This is a genomic window from Kocuria sp. 2SI (assembly GCF_005502825.1).
GTDB classification, from domain to species: domain Bacteria; phylum Actinomycetota; class Actinomycetes; order Actinomycetales; family Micrococcaceae; genus Kocuria; species Kocuria palustris.
In genome coordinates this window covers 29,761-46,548 of sequence record NZ_SCNB01000020.1, presented here as the reverse complement: position 1 = coordinate 46,548, position 16,788 = coordinate 29,761, and the positions used below count along the sequence as shown (strand labels likewise).

General features: G+C 69.7%; 17 protein-coding genes. All 17 read left to right on the top strand.

All coding sequences use genetic code 11. The features are described 5' to 3' along the window. The first annotated feature begins 303 nt into the window (after window positions 1-303). Window positions 304-588, top strand: coding sequence for a helix-turn-helix transcriptional regulator (locus FFS25_RS13450; protein WP_171004178.1), 285 nt, complete (start codon window positions 304-306; stop codon window positions 586-588). 233 nt (window positions 589-821) lie between these two features. Continuing rightward, window positions 822-1,919 (top strand): ArdC-like ssDNA-binding domain-containing protein, encoded by a 1,098-nt coding sequence (locus FFS25_RS10805; protein WP_137802922.1) that lies wholly within the window; start codon window positions 822-824, stop codon window positions 1,917-1,919. Continuing rightward, window positions 1,919-2,845 carry a bifunctional DNA primase/polymerase gene (locus tag FFS25_RS10800; RefSeq protein WP_171004177.1) on the top strand — a complete coding sequence of 309 codons (927 nt, stop codon included), beginning with the start codon at window positions 1,919-1,921 and terminating at the stop codon, window positions 2,843-2,845. The genes FFS25_RS10805 and FFS25_RS10800 overlap by 1 nt, the downstream gene beginning before the upstream one ends. Window positions 2,846-2,850: 5 nt before the next feature. Then, entirely contained in the window at window positions 2,851-3,672 is an 822-nt protein-coding gene (locus tag FFS25_RS10795) for a DUF2637 domain-containing protein (RefSeq protein WP_171004179.1), read from the top strand. Continuing rightward, a complete protein-coding gene (locus FFS25_RS10790; protein ID WP_137802920.1) occupies window positions 3,669-4,088 on the top strand; it encodes a hypothetical protein in 420 nt (139 codons plus the stop codon). Before FFS25_RS10795 ends, FFS25_RS10790 begins: the two co-directional genes overlap by 4 nt. A 98-nt stretch (window positions 4,089-4,186) precedes the next feature. Continuing rightward, window positions 4,187-5,062, top strand: coding sequence for a hypothetical protein (locus FFS25_RS10785; RefSeq protein WP_137802919.1), 876 nt, complete (start codon window positions 4,187-4,189; stop codon window positions 5,060-5,062). Next, entirely contained in the window at window positions 5,059-6,066 is a 1,008-nt protein-coding gene (locus tag FFS25_RS10780) for a ParB N-terminal domain-containing protein (RefSeq protein WP_137802918.1), read from the top strand. Before FFS25_RS10785 ends, FFS25_RS10780 begins: the two co-directional genes overlap by 4 nt. 34 nt (window positions 6,067-6,100) lie before the next feature. Further along, window positions 6,101-6,823 carry a hypothetical protein gene (locus tag FFS25_RS10775; RefSeq protein ID WP_137802917.1) on the top strand — a complete coding sequence of 241 codons (723 nt, stop codon included), beginning with the start codon at window positions 6,101-6,103 and terminating at the stop codon, window positions 6,821-6,823. A 6-nt stretch (window positions 6,824-6,829) separates the two neighbouring features. After that, complete coding sequence (locus tag FFS25_RS10770) at window positions 6,830-8,482, top strand: M23 family metallopeptidase (protein WP_137802916.1); 1,653 nt, start codon at window positions 6,830-6,832, stop codon at window positions 8,480-8,482. A gap of 129 nt (window positions 8,483-8,611) precedes the next feature. Continuing rightward, a complete protein-coding gene (locus FFS25_RS10765; protein WP_137802915.1) occupies window positions 8,612-9,262 on the top strand; it encodes a hypothetical protein in 651 nt (216 codons plus the stop codon). 152 nt (window positions 9,263-9,414) lie between these two features. After that, window positions 9,415-9,681: a DUF6112 family protein gene (locus tag FFS25_RS10760; RefSeq protein ID WP_070574172.1), complete on the top strand. Its 267-nt coding sequence runs from the start codon at window positions 9,415-9,417 to the stop codon at window positions 9,679-9,681. A 480-nt stretch (window positions 9,682-10,161) separates the two neighbouring features. Next, a complete protein-coding gene (locus FFS25_RS10755; RefSeq protein ID WP_171004176.1) occupies window positions 10,162-10,482 on the top strand; it encodes a DUF6112 family protein in 321 nt (106 codons plus the stop codon). Between the two features lie 36 nt (window positions 10,483-10,518). Further along, window positions 10,519-11,952, top strand: coding sequence for a conjugal transfer protein TrbL (locus FFS25_RS10750; protein ID WP_137802914.1), 1,434 nt, complete (start codon window positions 10,519-10,521; stop codon window positions 11,950-11,952). Between the two features lie 6 nt (window positions 11,953-11,958). Next, complete coding sequence (locus tag FFS25_RS10745; protein ID WP_137802913.1) at window positions 11,959-13,422, top strand: SCO6880 family protein; 1,464 nt, start codon at window positions 11,959-11,961, stop codon at window positions 13,420-13,422. A gap of 69 nt (window positions 13,423-13,491) precedes the next feature. After that, window positions 13,492-14,334 carry a hypothetical protein gene (locus tag FFS25_RS10740; RefSeq protein WP_137802912.1) on the top strand — a complete coding sequence of 281 codons (843 nt, stop codon included), beginning with the start codon at window positions 13,492-13,494 and terminating at the stop codon, window positions 14,332-14,334. Window positions 14,335-14,505: 171 nt separating this feature from the next. Continuing rightward, on the top strand, window positions 14,506-15,306 hold the full coding sequence (locus tag FFS25_RS10735) for a hypothetical protein (protein ID WP_137802911.1): 801 nt from the start codon (window positions 14,506-14,508) through the stop codon (window positions 15,304-15,306). Continuing rightward, a complete protein-coding gene (locus tag FFS25_RS10730) occupies window positions 15,303-16,784 on the top strand; it encodes a putative type IV secretion/conjugal transfer ATPase (protein WP_137802910.1) in 1,482 nt (493 codons plus the stop codon). Before FFS25_RS10735 ends, FFS25_RS10730 begins: the two co-directional genes overlap by 4 nt. Window positions 16,785-16,788 lie beyond the last annotated feature (4 nt).

Sequence of the window (16,788 nt, the reverse complement as noted above, 5' to 3'; positions counted from 1 at the left end):
GCGTCGCCCGCGGCTTCCGTAACTTCGACAACTACCGGTTACGGGCCCTGCTCGCCGCAGGCGGTCATCGCCCCTGGCGGAAGACCGCTACCCACACTCAGCTGTGAAGGCCCCGTAAAGGGTTTCTTTCGAATGCAGGCGTACCTCGCGTCGATATTTGATGTCCTAACACCATTCTTCGCTCTGGACCTGGCGGATCTTGAAGGGACCAGGCTCCAAGCCGCGCCGGCACCAATGTTTCGGCGACGGTTCCGACCCACGCGGACGGAGGCACAGCACATCCGCGAGGTGCTTGAGACGGAGATGTTCGAACATTGGACCGTCGCTGAACTCGCCGCCAAAGTGCACTTGTCCCCGGCACAAGCACACAGAGTGTTCCTCGACGCATACGGCATGACGCCTTTGGCGTTTCAATCCCGCCAACGGATTAAAGAGATGGCCAGGCTCCTGCGCACGACGGATCTACCGATCGGCGATATCGCTTATCGAGTGGGATGGCGTGACCGCGGGCATGCCGCGTTGATGTTCCGTCGAGCAACCGGGCTAGCGCCACGCGACTATCGCCGTCAAGTCGACACGGCGGCGTGATGACGGCATTCCTCTCATGATTGCGGGCGATCTACTCACATAGACGAAGGGTATCTCCCTGACGGCCTCGAAGGGTTGCTATAACAAAACGTCCACGCCGGGAGTACCACCGGTTTCAGAGATCCTGAACCGCAGATCGGCTGAACAGTTCGGCCACCACAGGTAGTCCTGGCGCACCTCGCTATCGCATGGCTGTCCCAGACCGGGACGGCTTCCGGCGGAGGGAGGCCCCGATGGCGACGAGAGAGGACACCCGGGCTGCACGGGAGGAGAAGCTCGAGGCACTGCACGAGCGTCTGACCGGCGCCGTCGAGCAGTTGGTGACCGGCGAGGACTGGGCGCGAGCACTGCGGTTCGCTGCACGGTTCCGGTCGCGGTCCTTCAACAACACGCTCCTGATCTTCGCCCAACACCTGGAAGCGTTCGAACAGGGCAGGGTTCCCGAACCGCTGCCTTCCTATGTAGCCGGGTATCGGCAGTGGGAGCAGCTGGGACGCCATGTCCAGCGTGGGCAGGCTGGCTATCAGATCTACGCACCTGTCAAGGCCCGGTTCGCCTCCTCGACTCCATCGGACCCGGAGTCCTGGCGGCGATTGGAGCGCGGCGAGAAGCCGCGTCCGGGTGAAGTGGTCCGGTCGAAGATGGTCAGCGTGCGCCCGGCCTACGTCTGGGATGTCTCCCAGACCGAGGGCACACCGATCCCCGAACCTCCTTCGCCGACATTGCTCGAAGGGGAGGCACCGGCCGGCCTGTGGGAGGGCCTGGCTGCCCAGGTGCGCGAAGAGGGATTCGAGCTCGTCCGAGCCCCAGACGCGACATCGCTTCGCGGGGCGAACGGGGTCACGAACTTCACCGAGCACACGGTCTCGGTCCGGGAGGACATGGACCCGGCCGCGCAGGTCAAGACCTTGGCCCACGAGCTCGGGCACGCTCTGATGCACGGCCCCGAGAACGAGGATGCCATCGCCCACCGAGGTATCGCCGAGGTCGAGGCCGAGTCCGTCGCTCTCATGGTCGGCGCCGCGCACGGCATGGACACCACCGGCTACACCATCCCGTACGTGGCGACATGGGCCGCACGGGTCGACGGGACTGACCCGAGCGAGGTCGTCAAGGCCACCGGCGAGCGTGTCCGGAAGACGGCCACGAGCATCCTGGATCGGCTTGGGACCACTCAGATCACCGACGGCACCCCACCTGGCCTGACCCATGAGAGCACCGGGCGCGACACCGCCGTTGATCGGCCAGGACGCTCACCGGCCAGGCGGCGTGACCCGCTGCCCGAACCGGCACGGTCGCCAGTCAGGGCGGGAGACGGGCGCGGGCTGTGATGGCCGAGCACGGTGCTGTCTCCTCGGTCCTCGCGAACCTGCGCGAGTCCGACAGCGTGCCGGTGGCCGCCCACGAGTTCGCCCGACGCGGGGTGCCGGTGTTCCCGTGCGAGCCCTATGGCAAACGGCCGATGACCGCGCGTGGGTTCCACGACGCGAGCACGGACCTCGACCAGGTCGAGACGTGGTGGCGGCGCGCCCCGCTGGCCTCGATCGGCATCCCCACCGGTCAGGCATCGGGCATGGTCACGGTCGACGTCGACCGACACGGGCGCGTCGATGGCTATCAGGCGATACGCCGGGCGCAACAGGCCGGCCTCGTCTCCGGGTGGGAGATGCTGGTGCGCACCCCCACGGGAGGCATGCACGCCTACTATCCGGCGGCGCCGGGCGTCGAGCAGCGCTCCTGGCAGGCCGGGCGGGCGGGTGTGGACTTCCGGGGTGACGGCGGGTACGTCATCGTCCCGCCCTCGCTGCGGTCCATCTCCGGATCGACGGTCTCCTACCGGGTCGAGTCGGTCAATCCCGGCCCGTCGTCGACGATCGACTCCGAGGCGCTGCGAAACTTCCTCGACCCCCGATCCGCACCCCGGCCGGTGGCGCATCCAGGACTCCGGCGCGAGGCCGATGCCGAGCGGCTGGCAGCCTGGGTGGCGAACCGGCAGGAAGGCGAACGCAACGCGGGCCTGTTCTGGGCGGCCTGCCGCCTGGCCGAGAACGGGGTCGCCCCCTCGGATGCCCTCCACGTCCTCGCCGACGCCGCGGTACACGCTGGGCTCGGTGACCGGGAGGTCACCCGGACGGTGCGATCGGCCTACCGCACCGTCTCCGGCCCAGCACACGGACACGCCTCTGCCGATGGTCCGCCGGAGCAGTCGGGGCGGCGAACCGTTCAGCCCGCAACACCGGTGGGTCGGGGGCTGTGATGGCGATGCTGTCGAGGGATCGTCGATGGCCGGTGGTGATCGCGGCCGGTGGCACGATCATGATCGCGGCCGGTGCGTTCTGGCTGTCGTTCACGGCGCTGGCGGATCTCGCTCACCGCTCCGGGATCGCAGCCGAGCAGGCATGGACATGGCCGCTGCTGGTCGACGGGCTGATCGTGGTCTCCACGGTCGCCGCGGTCGCCCTGGACGGGCACCGCACCGCGTGGTACCCGTGGTCGCTCCTGATCGCCGGCGCGGTGGTGTCGGTGACGGCGAACGCGCTGCACGCGGTCGTCGCAGGAGCCTCGAACGTGCCCGCGGCCCTGGCCGCCGTGGTCGCCGCGGTCCCACCGGTCACGCTGTTGGCGAGCACCCACCTGACGACCGTGCTGATCCGCTCGACCCAGCCCAGCAGCCCACACACCCCGGCCCCGCAGACGACCGACCCCGCCCCGGGCCCGCACGGCATCAGCGCTCCGGTAGGCCCCGCACTGCCTTCGCCGCCCCGGCCCGCACCTCCGGAGCCGTCCTCGGCCACCGTCAACGCGCACACCCGCGAAGCCGACAGCGGCGCGACGGGAGCAGCTCCGAGACCGGATGCCGGTCCGAAGAGCACGGCGAGCAGCGAGGTCCCGGGCAGGGCGGATCGGCGTGAGCGGGCGGCCGCGCTGCGTGCTGAGGGGTGGTCGAACCGGCGTATCGCCGCCGAGCTCGAGGTGCATCCGAGCACGGTGGGGCGCTGGCTTGGCCGCGAGTACCTCTCCGATACCACCGGGGAGCAGGAAGAGACCGGCTCCTCACGAGAGACGGAAGGAGATCCGCGATGAGCAGTCAGGACGACCTCGAGGGCCCCGATCCTTACGAGCAGGAACGCGCCCGGGAACCGCACGAGACGAAGACGGGCCCGGAGTCGGGGCTGGAGTCGGCTGGAACGCCCGACGCGGTGGAAGAAGCCAGCGTCACCGAGAAGACCGACGAGGTGGAGAAGGCCGAGGTGGAGAAGGCTCAGAAGCACCGGGCTCGGGGCGTGGAGTGGGTGCGCATGTCGGATTTGATGTCACGGCAGACCTCCCGTGTCGCCGGGCGTGGGATCGATCTGCACACCGAGCTGACCCACCGCATCCGCGACCCGCTGCTCGAGCGGACGAAAGCCGCCGCACGCAAGCTGCCGCCGGTGGCTGCGTTCGGCCGGCGTGGCGGCCTCGACCGTGGTGCTACCCGCTCCGGGGTCGGGATGAGCTGAGGCAAGAGAGCACGGTCATGGACGCCCGGGTCATCCTCGACAGCGGTATCGCCCGCGCTGGGCTCACGCGTGCACCTGTCCTGCAGGAGGTGCCGACCATGACAACGCACACAACCCAGTCGAAGCAGGACAGGCCCAGGGGTGAGGACTTCACGAGCAGCGAGGGACTGCGGAAGCTCCTGCACCGGCTCCACCAGGCCGGGCCGGGGGCATGGATTCACGACCCTGTCGCCGCGGAGCTGATGCAGTTCACCGCGGAGAAGTACCGGGCCCTGGCCCAGAAGCATCACCTCGACCCCTGGGAGGCCGTGACCGCGGCGTTCGAGGTGATGCGCAAACGCGCCACCCGGGAGGCCTGCGACCCGTGGGCGGTGGTCACCCACGCCGTGCGCATCACCTGCGTCGCCGAAGAACGCGGGCAGGGCATGCTCTGCTCCACCCACCAGGCCCGCCGCCCCGAGTTCTCCGTCTTCCATGACGCCGAACGCTTCGCCGACCGCGACGAGGACAACCCGCTCATCGACTTCCACCCCGCCTTCCAGGTCACCGACCACCACCTCGGCGACGAGGCCGAGGAACCGGCTCCGGCGCTTGCGGATCTGGCGATGAGCGCGAGCGCGGCCATGGACGAGGCGATCCGCTTGTTCATCCGCCTGGAATGGCCCGAACCGGCAGCCCGGGCCGGTATCGAGCACGTGTGCCAGGCCCTGGCCCGGGCCGGGAGCAGGCAGACCGCCTACGAGGCGCTGCGCCGGGACCGGCATGCCCGCGCTCTGCTGGACCTGCCGAAGAAGTCGTGGTCGGCCCTGCTGAAGGTCCTGCTCGGCAACCCGAACCCGGCCTACGCCGTGACCGGGCTGGGCAAGGGCATCTTGCTGCGCCTGCTCATCGGCGAGACCGTGCCGGTGTTGCTGCGCGATGACGACCTCGTGCTCACGATCGCGCTGTCGGCGCCGGGAGGAGCACCGGCGTGAGCACGCACTCGGGGGAAATCGTGCTCGACCGGGCGGTCGAGTCGATCGTCGTCGGTCACCGGCACCGCCGGGATCTCGGCGACCTCGACGCGCTCGCGGACTCGATCGCCCGCAAGGGTCTGCTGCAGCCGCCGACGATCACCCCGGACGGGGTGCTCGTGTGCGGGGCGCGCCGGCTCGCGGCGATCAAGCAGCTGGGATGGCGGACGGTGGGCGTGTGGGTGCGCTCGAACGTCTCGACCCGCCTGGAGCACCTGTTGGCCGAACAGGACGACAACGAACTCCACAAGGACCTCGACCCGCGTGAGGCCGCGGCCCTGTACCGGGAGATCAAGGCGCTCATGGCCGAGAACGCCGCGCGCCGTGACGCGGCGACCCGGTTCAGCAGCGACCATCAGCCGGGAGCTGACGGGGGTGAAAAATTTTCACCCCCGTCACTGGGGCCTCGCGGCAAGGCACGGGAGCAGGCCGCCGCGATGATTCCCGGCGGCGCCTCGTTCATGACACTGGAGAAGATCGGCTACCTCGAGAACGTCGCCGCCGACCCCGACCAGCCGGAGCAGGTACGCCAGGACGCGGCCGCCGCGCTGACACAGATCGAGGCCGGCGGGCCCGTCCACCCCGCCTACACGCGCATCCGCGCCGCCACAACGCCCCCGCCCGAAGCCGCTGGGGACAGTGAGGATGTGGACCGGCTCGCCCAGGCCGCCCTGGCCCGGGTCCGCCACGCCACCACCGACGACGCCGACACTGATGTCGGGGAGGGTGAGGAGCCGGCTGCGCGCTGGTCGATGCGCTCGTTCGTGATGAACACCGAGCAGCTGGCCACCTGGTGGGACCACTACGACGCCACTGAACTGGCCGCCCGGCTCACCGACGAGCAGCTCGACGCGTTCTTCGCCGCCGCCGAGGCCACCGCCCGCTTCGCCGAGGAGCTGCACGCCGCGCGCACACAGCCCAGCGAGGCCGCCGGGACCGGGCGGGCGCACCTGCGCGCCATCTGAACCCCCCGGGGCGGGCGGGGTGCACCTGGCCGGTATGAAGACCCCCGACGCACCTGTTGACCCGCGCACCCGGGCGCGAAGGATCGCCCTCATCGCCGGCGGCCTCGCCGCACTGCTCCTGGTCGCCACCGGCCTCTACGGGCTGATCCTCGGACCCGAACCCCCTGATGACCCCACCCCGCCGCCGGGCCCGACGGCGAGCTCACCGGCGGGCCCTTCGGCGACACCCGGACGGCTGGCGACGATCCCGCCGAGCGCGGACCCAGAGGACTTCGCGCGCACCGTCGCCGAGACCCTCTTCGCCTGGGACACCGCCTCCGGGCTCATGCCCTTGGACTACTCGGCGGTCATCCTCGACGTCGGCGACCCGAGCGGCACCGAGCAGGCCGGACTCGCCTCCGATGTCGCCGCCTACCTGCCCAGCCGCGACGCCTGGACGGATCTGCGCCAGTACGCCACCCGCCAGCACCTGAGCATCACCTCCGCCTATGTGCCCGACGCCTGGGACGACGCGCTCGCCCAGGCCCAACCCGGCCAGCTCCCGGACGGGGCGACGGCGATCACCATCGAGGGCACCCGCCACCGCACCGGCGTCTGGAACGGCGAGGACGTCACCAGCGAGCACCCCGTGAGCTTCACGATCTTCCTGGTCTGCCCACCCCCAGCCACCCCCACACCCAGCGCACAGACCGACGACACAGGGCAGGCGAGCTGCTATGTGGCGCGGCTGTCCGAGCTGGACAACCCCCTGCGGTGAGCCGGCATGGTCAAGAAGCTGCTCATCATCGCCCTCGCGCTCGTGCTGCTGGCCCCGATGCTGGGCCTGGTCGGGGTCGCGGTGCTGATGAACCCCGCCGCGGGCACCACCTGCACCGTCAACCCGGACGGCAGCGTCACCATCGGGGACGTTCCCGACGAGCTCACCGTTACCACCGCCGACGGCCAGCAGGTCGCACTCAACCGGGACCAGCTGACCCATGCCGCGACGATCATCGAGACCGGCTCCGGGATCGACGGGGTCGGCCGCGACGGCATCCAGATCGCGCTCATGGCCGCCCTGACCGAGTCGAGCCTGCGCATGCTCGCCAACTCCACGGTCCCCGGCTCCGAGGACCACCCCCACGACGGCACCGGATCGGATCACGACTCGCTGGGCCTGTTCCAGATGCGGCCTGGCAGCGGATGGGGCACGGTCGCCGAGCTGATGGATGCCCAGTACCAGTCGCAGGCGTTCTTCGGCGGCCCCGACGGACCCAACGGCGGCTCCCCGCGCGGGCTGCTCGACATCCCCGGCTGGGAAGACATGGACAAGGGCGAGGCCGCCCAAGCCGTCGAGGTCAGCGCCTACCCCGACCGCTACCAGAACTACGAACCCGCCGCCGAGACGATCCTCGACACGCTCACCGGCTCGACCACGGGCACCGGCGAGGCCGCCGCCGTGGCAGCACCGGTAACCGGTGGGGAGACCTCGCGGGTCGTGTTCCCCCTGCCCGCCGACACCTGGGTGATGACCAGCCCGTTCGGGATGCGCCAGCACCCCATCACCGGGGAATACAAGCTGCACACGGGCACGGACTTCTCCGCGCCCGATGGCACGCCGATCCTCGCCGCCGCCGACGGCACCGTCACGGTCGCCTCGTTCTCTGGCGGCTACGGCGGGCTCATCGTCATCGAGCACCACGTCAACGGGCAGCAGGTGGCGACCGCGTACGCGCACATGTGGGAAGACGGCATCTACGCGGAGACCGGTGACCGGGTCAGCGCTGGCCAGCACATCGGTGACGTCGGTTCCTCCGGCTACAGCACCGGCCCGCACCTGCACTTCGAAGTCCGCGAGGGCGGCACCGATGGCGAGTACATCGATCCCGCCGCCTGGCTGAACCAGAATGACGCAGCCGACCTGCCCGAGGCCGAGGGCGGCCCTCCCGGTGGCCCCGATGACGAGAGCTGCGAGGAGGACGGCAGCGGCCCCGGCGGCGAACCGGACCCGATCGGTGACGGCGACCCCAACCGGCTCGTCGACGATCCCACCACCGACGGGCAGATCACCGCCCGCATGCTGCATGTCTATCAGCAGACCCTCGACGCTTTCCCCGACACGAGCTGGGCGTGTTACTCACCCCGCCCGGGCACGAAATCCGAGCATCCACTGGGCAGGGCCTGTGACATCACTTTCGGCAATCCCATTGGGCAACACCCCACTCCCGAACAGCGACAACTGGGGTGGGATGTCACGAACTGGGTCAAGGACAATGCCGAAACTCTCGGCGTCGAATACCTGATCTGGGATGGAAAGATCTGGTCGCTCAAGCGCGACGACGAAGGATGGCGGGAATACAACGGCGGCGGAATGCACGACCCCTCGGATATCACCGGCGGACATTACGACCACCTACACATTACCGTCAGCGAATAAACTACTATCGCCGGGTTAGCAGTGGCGAAATTCGCCGGTACGCTAAATGGATTCTAACATTTTCCTTATCGGTGGCGATGTGTTTGATTCGTGCACCTGGTCGGTATGGCAGACGAGGAACCCGGAGGCATGGAAGAGGCACGTCTATCCGATGTGCTGCAGGCCCACGCCTGGCTGGAGACGGTCAACCCCTGCGAGTACGCGAGACGGGACCGCGCCCTGCTGAGCGCCGACCTCAGCGAGGACGACGAGACCTATACGCGGCTCCAACACGACCTGGTCAACCAGTGGCGCACCCACCGTGACGACCCGCTTCCTGACCACCTGCGGCAGGCGGCGAAGCTGGCGCAGAGCCTGGCCTGGCTGGGCTCCAGCCGCGAGGTGGACTGGCGGCACGCGCACGCCCTCGCGCTCACCGATACCGAACGCAACCGCGACCGGGCGTGGCTGTTCGGTGCCTGGCGCCTGCACCGCGATACGGGCACGGCCCCGGACTACATGGGCCATGCCGTCACCGGGCTGCTGCGAGTCCGTCTGGACCGGCTCGAGGAAGCAAAGTCCTGGCTGCGCGCCCGGGGTCCCGAGGAACACCGGCAGTGGGCCCAGCGCCGCGACTTCGCCGACACCCTCGGCGACGCCTGGGCCGACGACCGCGACCTCCTCACCCGGTGGCGCACCCACCTCGACGCCGCCCGGCCCCGCACGATAACCACCGACGACCCCTGGGCGCCTCCTCCCGCAGGCCAGCACCGCACGGGTCCACCACCACCGGGCATGTAACCAGATCCGGTCCCCGGCCCACGCCGGGACGACGTTGCCCGCAGGCGAGCCGGTACTCGCCTCTCGGCGGGATCGTGGTCGGTGGTGGCGGTGTACCTGGCGGATATGGATATGGAGCATCGTGACTCTTCGCTGGCATCGGTGGTGCGGCGATGAACGTGACCCCGGACTTCGGTGGGCTCGACGGCCTCACCGACCTCGAGACCGTGATCGGCGCGCTGCTGATGTTCATCCTGGTCACCGCGGTGCTGATGCTGATCGTCTCGGCCGTCGTCTGGGCCATAGCCGCGGCCACCGGCCACGCCGCGGCCGCCTCCAAGGCCAAGACCGGAGTGCTGGTCGCCCTCGGCGCCGCGGCACTGGGTGGGTGCGGAATCGCGTGGATGAACTGGCTGATCGCCATCGGCGAGCAACTCTGACCCACACCACCAGGCGGGACCCATTGCCGCAGTCCACCGGCTCGCCCTCCCCACCGCTCCCTGCTCCCTGCCCCCTGCGCCCAGTTGCCTGATCGGCGGAGGACCACCGAGACAGCCGAACGCGAACTCACTCATCGACGAGTGATCGCGTCGGACGGAGCCGTTTCTCGCTGAGGGCACGGGCGCCGTCCACGCCCGCTTCGACGCCGCCCTCCGTAGTCGGGCGGCCACCGCCTCACTTCAGCCGGACCGGCACCGCGGACCTGGGCGCCCACCCGGTCTCTGCAGTCATCGGTCACGCCGTGCGCCGGGGCTTCACCCCTTCGATTGCTCTCGCCCCGGACCCGGCGCGCGGGGACCTCTGCAGCAGCGCAATGGGGCGCTCACTTCGCAGGGGTGGTGGCGGGCACCTGATGAGCGACCCCGTTTCCGCTCATCAACCCCGCCTCGATGCGGGAACTCTGTGTGAGGAGTGCTCTCGTGCTCGACTTCCTGACCTTCGCTCTCGCGGCCCCGGAACTGCTCGTGGCGAATATCGATATCGCCCCGAATGACGACGGCCTTCCGGGTATTGCCCAGCTGCGCACCATCGTCGGTGCCGTGATGACCATCGGTCTCATCCTCAGCGTTCTGGCGCTGATCATCTCGGCCATCGTCTGGGGCTTCGGCTCCAATTCCTCGAACCCGCATCTCGCGGGGAGGGGGAAGCTCGGCGTTCTCATCTCCTGCGGTGCCGCGGTGATCTGTGGCGCCTCGGTGACTCTGATCCAGTTCTTCTGGGATGTCGGCCAGAGCGTCTGATTCCACCCATCTCCATTTCCGCCTGGGAGGTTCCTGATGGGTGTGTGCGATATTCCCGTCATCTCGAATGTGTGCGATTCCGCCGGTGAAGCCGCGGCCTCGTTGATCACCGCGCCATTCGACTGGCTGGCCAGGTCACTGGGTGAAACGGCCGGCTGGATGTTCGAGGCCGTGTGGACCGTCTTCGACACCACGACGCTGGTCGATGTCTCCAGTCCGGAGTACGTGTCGGTCTACAACCTGCTCTTCGGCATCGGCGTGATGCTCATGCTGGTCTTCTTCTGCCTCCAGCTCATCCAAGGACTGATTCGGCGGGAACCGGCAGCGCTGAGCAGGGCCGCGCTCGGCCTCGTGAAATCGGTGATCGGGTCGTTCGTCGTCATCAGTTTGACCGGTCTCGCGCTCGAGATCGTCGATCAGCTCTGCGTCGGGATCATCCAAGCCGCCGGCGAGACGACCGAGTCGATGGGCGACAAGATCGCCGTGCTCGTCGCGGGCCTGACCGCGCTCAATCTCACCGCGCCGGGCGTGGCCGCGATCCTGGGGATCTTCCTGGGGGCGATGGCGATCGCCGCCGCCGCGATCGTCTGGCTCTCCCTCCTGGTCAGGAAGGCATTGCTGCTGGTCGCGATCGCCCTGGCGCCGCTGGCGTTCTCGGGGGCGAGCTGGGATCACGCGCGCGGGTGGATCGGCAAGTGGGCCATGTTCGTCATCGCGCTGATCTGCTCGAAGTTGGTCCTCGTCGTGATCCTGCTGGTCGCTGTCACCCAGGTCTCGGCACCGATCGACGGGGACATCGCCTCGATCAGCGACCCGCTGGCCGGAATCGTGCTCATGGCGCTGGCGGGCTTTGCCCCCTATATCTGCTATCGGTTCCTGTCCTTCATCGGCTCCGACTTCTACACGATGGCCGGCTCCGAGCAGGACGCCAAGCAGGCCTTGAACCGGCCGGTGCCGATGCCGGGCAAGTCGCAGGGCAACGAGCCGAAGCAGGTCCTCGACGACAAGAAGTCCGACTCGCCCGGCGGCAGCAGCGAGGGCGGCAAGACCTCCGGCTCGAAGCCCACCCCGCCCCCGGCCTCCTCGGGAAGCACCGGCGCCGGTGCAGGCGGTGCGGAAGGTGCGGGTGCCGGCGGTGCGGGAGCGGGTGGCGGGGCTGCCGCTGCCGGTCCGGCCGCAGCCGTCGTCCTCGGTGCCGAGGCCGTGAAGAAGACCGCGGAGGCCGGCCCGCAGACGGGCAAGGCCATCGCCGATCAGGCCGAGACGGCCGCCGACTCCGCCGATCAGCCGGCCTCCTCATCCCCGCCACCTCCGACGCCCCCGAACCCCGGCCCCGGCACGGGTTCGAGCCCGGGTTCGGGTCCTTCGTCCGGTCCGGACCAGCCGACGCCTCCGCCGCGGCCCTCACCGCCGCAGCCGCGCTCAACGCCGGAGGACCCCAGCACGCCACCGAAGCCCGGGAAGGAGTGAGGACAGGTGTCTGCAACGAACGAGAAGACCTCGACCGAGCTGGATCCGGTGAAGTTCTCCCGGCTGACCCGGCGTGGAGTCCTGCTGGGCCTGTCGGTGTCGCAGCTGATCGCCCTGGGCATCGGCGCGGCCAGCCTGGTGACCGCGTTCTATGCCGGGGGTGGGATCCGGGTGCTGGTCTCGGCACCGATCTGGGTGCTGGCCGCTGCCGTGACCTGGATTCCCCTCGGCGGGCGGCCGATCGTCGAGTGGCTGCCGATCGCGTTCTGGTGGCTGTGGCGGACCACGGGCGGGCAGCTGCTCTACCGGCGCCGCATCGTCACCCCGCGCCCGGCCGGGACGCTGGCCCTGCCCGGCGACATGGGGCGCCTGCGCGAGTACAGCGATCCCGAGACCGGGGCATGTATGATCCACGACCCCGCCCAGGCCACACTCACGGTGCTGTGCACCGTCACGCATCCGGCATTCATCCTGCTCGACCCGGCCGAACAGGGACGCCGGGTCGACGCCTGGGGGCGCGTGCTGGCCACCGTGTGCCGGTCCGGACGAGTCGCGACGCTGCAAGTGCTGGAGCGGACCCTGCCGGACTCCGGCAGCGGCCTGGCCGAATGGTGGGCCGCCCACGGCAGCGGTGACGGGTCATGGGCGGCGACGACCTACGCCGAGCTCATCGAGCGCGCCGGCCCGGCCGGGGAACGCCACGCCTCCACGATCAGCCTCAGCCTCGACATGAAATCAGCGGCCCGGCAGATCCGCACCGCCGGCGGCGGCATGCGCGGGGCAGCCCAGGTGCTACGCCAGGAGATGACAACGCTGGTCGCGGCCCTGCGCTCGGCCGAGCTCAAACCCTCGGCGTGGCTGACCTCCGGCGAGGTCGCGGTGATCCTGCGCTCGGCCTACGACCCCTCGGTCGCGACCACGCTGGAACGGCACGGGGAGATCGGGCAACAGCTGGCCACAGCGGGCCCGGTCGCGGTCGCCGAGACGTGGACCCACCTGCGCACGGATTCGGCCTACCACGCGGTGCTGTGGATCAGTGAGTGGCCGCGCTCGCTGGTATATCCGACGTTCCTGTCCCCGGTGCTGCTCTCCACCGGCGTGCAGCGGTCGATGTCGCTGATCTGCACGCCGATGCGCACCGACCAGGCCGCCCGCGACATCCGGAAGAAGAAGACGGAGTACGTCTCCGATGCCGCGCAGCGGGCCCGGATCGGGCAGATCGAGGACGCCGGCCAGCGCGCCGAGTATCAGGACGTGCTCCAGCAGGAAGCCGATCTGACCGCCGGCCACGGCGTCCTGCGCTACACGGGCCTGATCTCGGTGTCCGCGCCCACCGTCGCCGAGCTCGATGCCGCGATCGCAGCGATCGAGCAGGCCGCCGTCCAGTCCTCCTGCGAGACCCGCCGCCTCGTCGGCCAGCAAGCGCAAGCATTCACCGCCGCCGCGCTACCCCTGTGCCGAAGGGTCTGACCCCGCTGGGACCGGGCAGGGAACGCGTGCACCTGATGGGCACGGCCAATCACCGAGGAGGGAGCGATCATGGCCACGAACCCCGCCGAGCATGCCGAGTCCGCCCATGCCGCGCTGCGGATGCTCGCCGAGGCCACGCGCGACATCGAGGATCCCGACCAGCTCTCTGCCGTCATCCACGATCTCCGCGGCGGAATGCGGGCACTGCAGACGACATTGGCCCAGCTCGCCGACGCCCACACGGCCCACCAGGGCCGGGCGATCAGCCTCCGTGGTGACCTGGCCACCGGCCGTGCCACCGCCGCGGACGCCTACGCCGTCCTGCGTGAAGCGGCCCAGGGGCTTGGCGGGGTCGAGGAACTGCTGCGTGAGGCCGTGGACCTGACAGACCACATCGACTGGACACCCGCTCCGACTGCTCCGGTGGTCGAGGAGATCGACCCCTCCCAGGCCCACAGGAGCCTATCCGAGCGCGGGGTCTGGCGGACGGTGACCCTGCAAGAAGGCACGACCGCTGCGAGGACGATGCGTCTCCTGGACGAGCACGGCGCCGAGGCCGCTGTCGCCTACCTCGCCCAGGCCGACCACGGAGACCCCACCATCAGGCGGGAGCTCGAGCGCGGGTACGCCTACGACGAACCGCCACCGGGCCGTGAGCGGGTGTTCCAGGTCGGGGCCTACCAGCTCAGCATCAACCCGGAAGGCCGCTGGGCGGGCCTCTCGCACTGGGACGAACCGGGCCAGGGCCCCACCCTCGCCCCGCCCCTGCCACAGGCGCTGCACCCCACCACGCCCAGTCCCGGACCGGGACGCCACCGCGACCACGCGGCGACGAGAGGACGCGCCGACGCGTCGTGGTTCGAGCACCCGGGCAGCACCACCGGCAGACGCGCCCCCGGACCGGGCCTGTAACCGGCGCTCACCCAGGAACACGAGCCAACCGGAGACACCCACCCCGGAGGCCCGGCGCTCCCGAGCCCTCTGGCAACGCCTCTGGACTGCCTGCGCTCACCAGGCCGGGCTGGTGGGGAGGGGGCGGGCACCTGACCGACATCCCATCGCCATGAACCGGGAGGAACCGTCATGCCCACCTTCTACGACCCCGTCGCGGACGCCGGCGAAGCCTCGCAGGCACTGCGGGGGCTCGCGCATGCCAGCCGCGCGTTCGACCACCCCCAGGACCTCTACGGCGTGCTCGGGGATCTGCTCAGCGGCGTCCGGTCGCTGCGGCAGGTCCTCGACCAGCTCGCCGACGCCCACCTCACGCACCGCGACCGCGCGCACGACGATGACGGCAGTCACGACGCCGGTGTGCTCAACGCGCGCGTCGCGTCCGCCTGGCTGCGCGAGGCCAGCGCGCTGGCCGACCTGACCGAGAACCACCTCGACACCGCCATGGCAGCATCCGGTCGCATCGCCTGGCATGACCCTGGAACCGACACGCAGCAGCGGTGGATCTCGGTCGTGCGCCTCGAGGGTGCGCAGGCCCAGGCAGCCCTCGACCGCATCGACCGGGACGGCGTCTCCGCCGGCCTCGACCACCTCACGACGTGGGACCGCGGCGAGGCCACGACCACCGAGGCACTGGAAAACGGGTACGTCTACGACGAACCGCCCGCAGGCTCGATGGACCACCGGGTCGACGCCGACACCTACCTGCTGAGGTACGGCTCCACCCCGCCCCAGATCGCGCTCTACCGCCGCCAGACCCTCCCACTCGACCCCGACGACCCTGGTGCAAGCGGCGTCGACGGTATCGGCGGTCCCGACTCGGCAGGCCCCGCGACCGGCAGCCAGACCGGAGGACGGCAGCTTCCCGATGCGTCCTGGTTCGGGCATCCCGGGGTGGCCGCGGTCGCGCAGGAGCGGGGGCTGGGACGGTGACCGAGCGAGACGAGAAGCTCCACACCGCGGTCCTGGTCGCACCGGCGGCCGAACGCAGGCGCCTGCGCAAGCAGCGCCGCCAGGCCGCCGCACGGATCCGGACCGAACGACGCCGGGCCGAGATCGCTGAGGCGAAGGCCCGCGCCGAGGCCGAACGCGCTAAACGCCGCGCCACCCGCTACCTGCCCGCCGCCGGGGAACCCGGCCCCGCACAGCTACGCACCCCGGCGCGGCTACATTTGCCGCGGCACCAGGACACCAGCGCGACCCTGGCGAACGCGTACGCCTTCTTGGCCGAAGGCGGATTGGGCAGCAACGGGATCTTCATCGGCCAGGACTTGTACTCGGGCGCGAGCTTCGTCTACGACCCCTGGGTCCTCTACGCACGCGGCGTCATCACCGCGCCGAACATCGTGTTGGCCGGCATCGTCGGCTCCGGCAAGTCGTCGTTGGCGAAGTCGCTGTACACCCGGTCGTTGCCGTTCGGACGCCGCGTCTACGTACCCGGGGACCCGAAAGGAGAGCATACGAAAGTCGCCGAGGCCGTCGGTGGGAAGGCGATCGCACTCGGCCACGGGGCCTCGGCCCGGCTCAACCCTCTCGACGAGGGCTACCGCCCCCGGGACATGAGCGATGCCGAGTGGGCGACCACGGTCGCCGCACGACGCCGGGACCTCATCGGCGCGCTCGCCGAGACCGTCCTCGCCCGCGGACTCACGCCCCTGGAGCACACCGCGATCGATCAGGCCCTGACTGCGACGGTGCGTGAGAACAGCGTCCCGATTCTGCCGATGATCGTCGATCACATCCTCGACCCCACCGAGGACCCCGATGGACGGCTGAAGGAAGACGGACGTCTGGTCGGTCATGCGCTGCGCCGGCTGGTCGCCGGGGATCTCAGTGGATTGTTCGACGGCCCCTCGACGGTCCGCTTCGATCCCACCTTGCCGATGCTCTCGCTCGATCTTTCGCGGGTGACCGAGAACGCGACGTTGATCTCGGTACTGATGACGTGTTCCTCGGCGTGGATGGAAGCCGCGCTGCTCGACCCCGCTGGCGGGCAGCGGTGGGTGGTCTACGACGAGGCCTGGCGACTCATGCAGTACCCGTCATTGCTGAAAAGAATGGACTCCCAATGGAGGCTTGCCCGACATTACGGGATCGCCAACATGCTCGTCTTCCACAAGCTCAGCGACTTGGAAAACGTCGGCGACTCCGGTAGCGCGATGCGGTCTCTGGCGAATTCTCTGCTCGCCAATGCCGAAACACGGATCATCTATCGGCAGGAAAGCGACCAGCTCGGCATCACCGCCGAGACCCTGGGCCTGACCCGCACGGAACGCCAGCTCCTGCCGCAGCTGACGACCGGTCAGGGGCTGTGGAAGATCAAGGACAGGGCTTTCGTCGCGCAACATCAACTCCACCCAGCCGAATACGAGCTCTTCGACACGACAAGCCGCATGACTGATTCCCGCTAGGCCC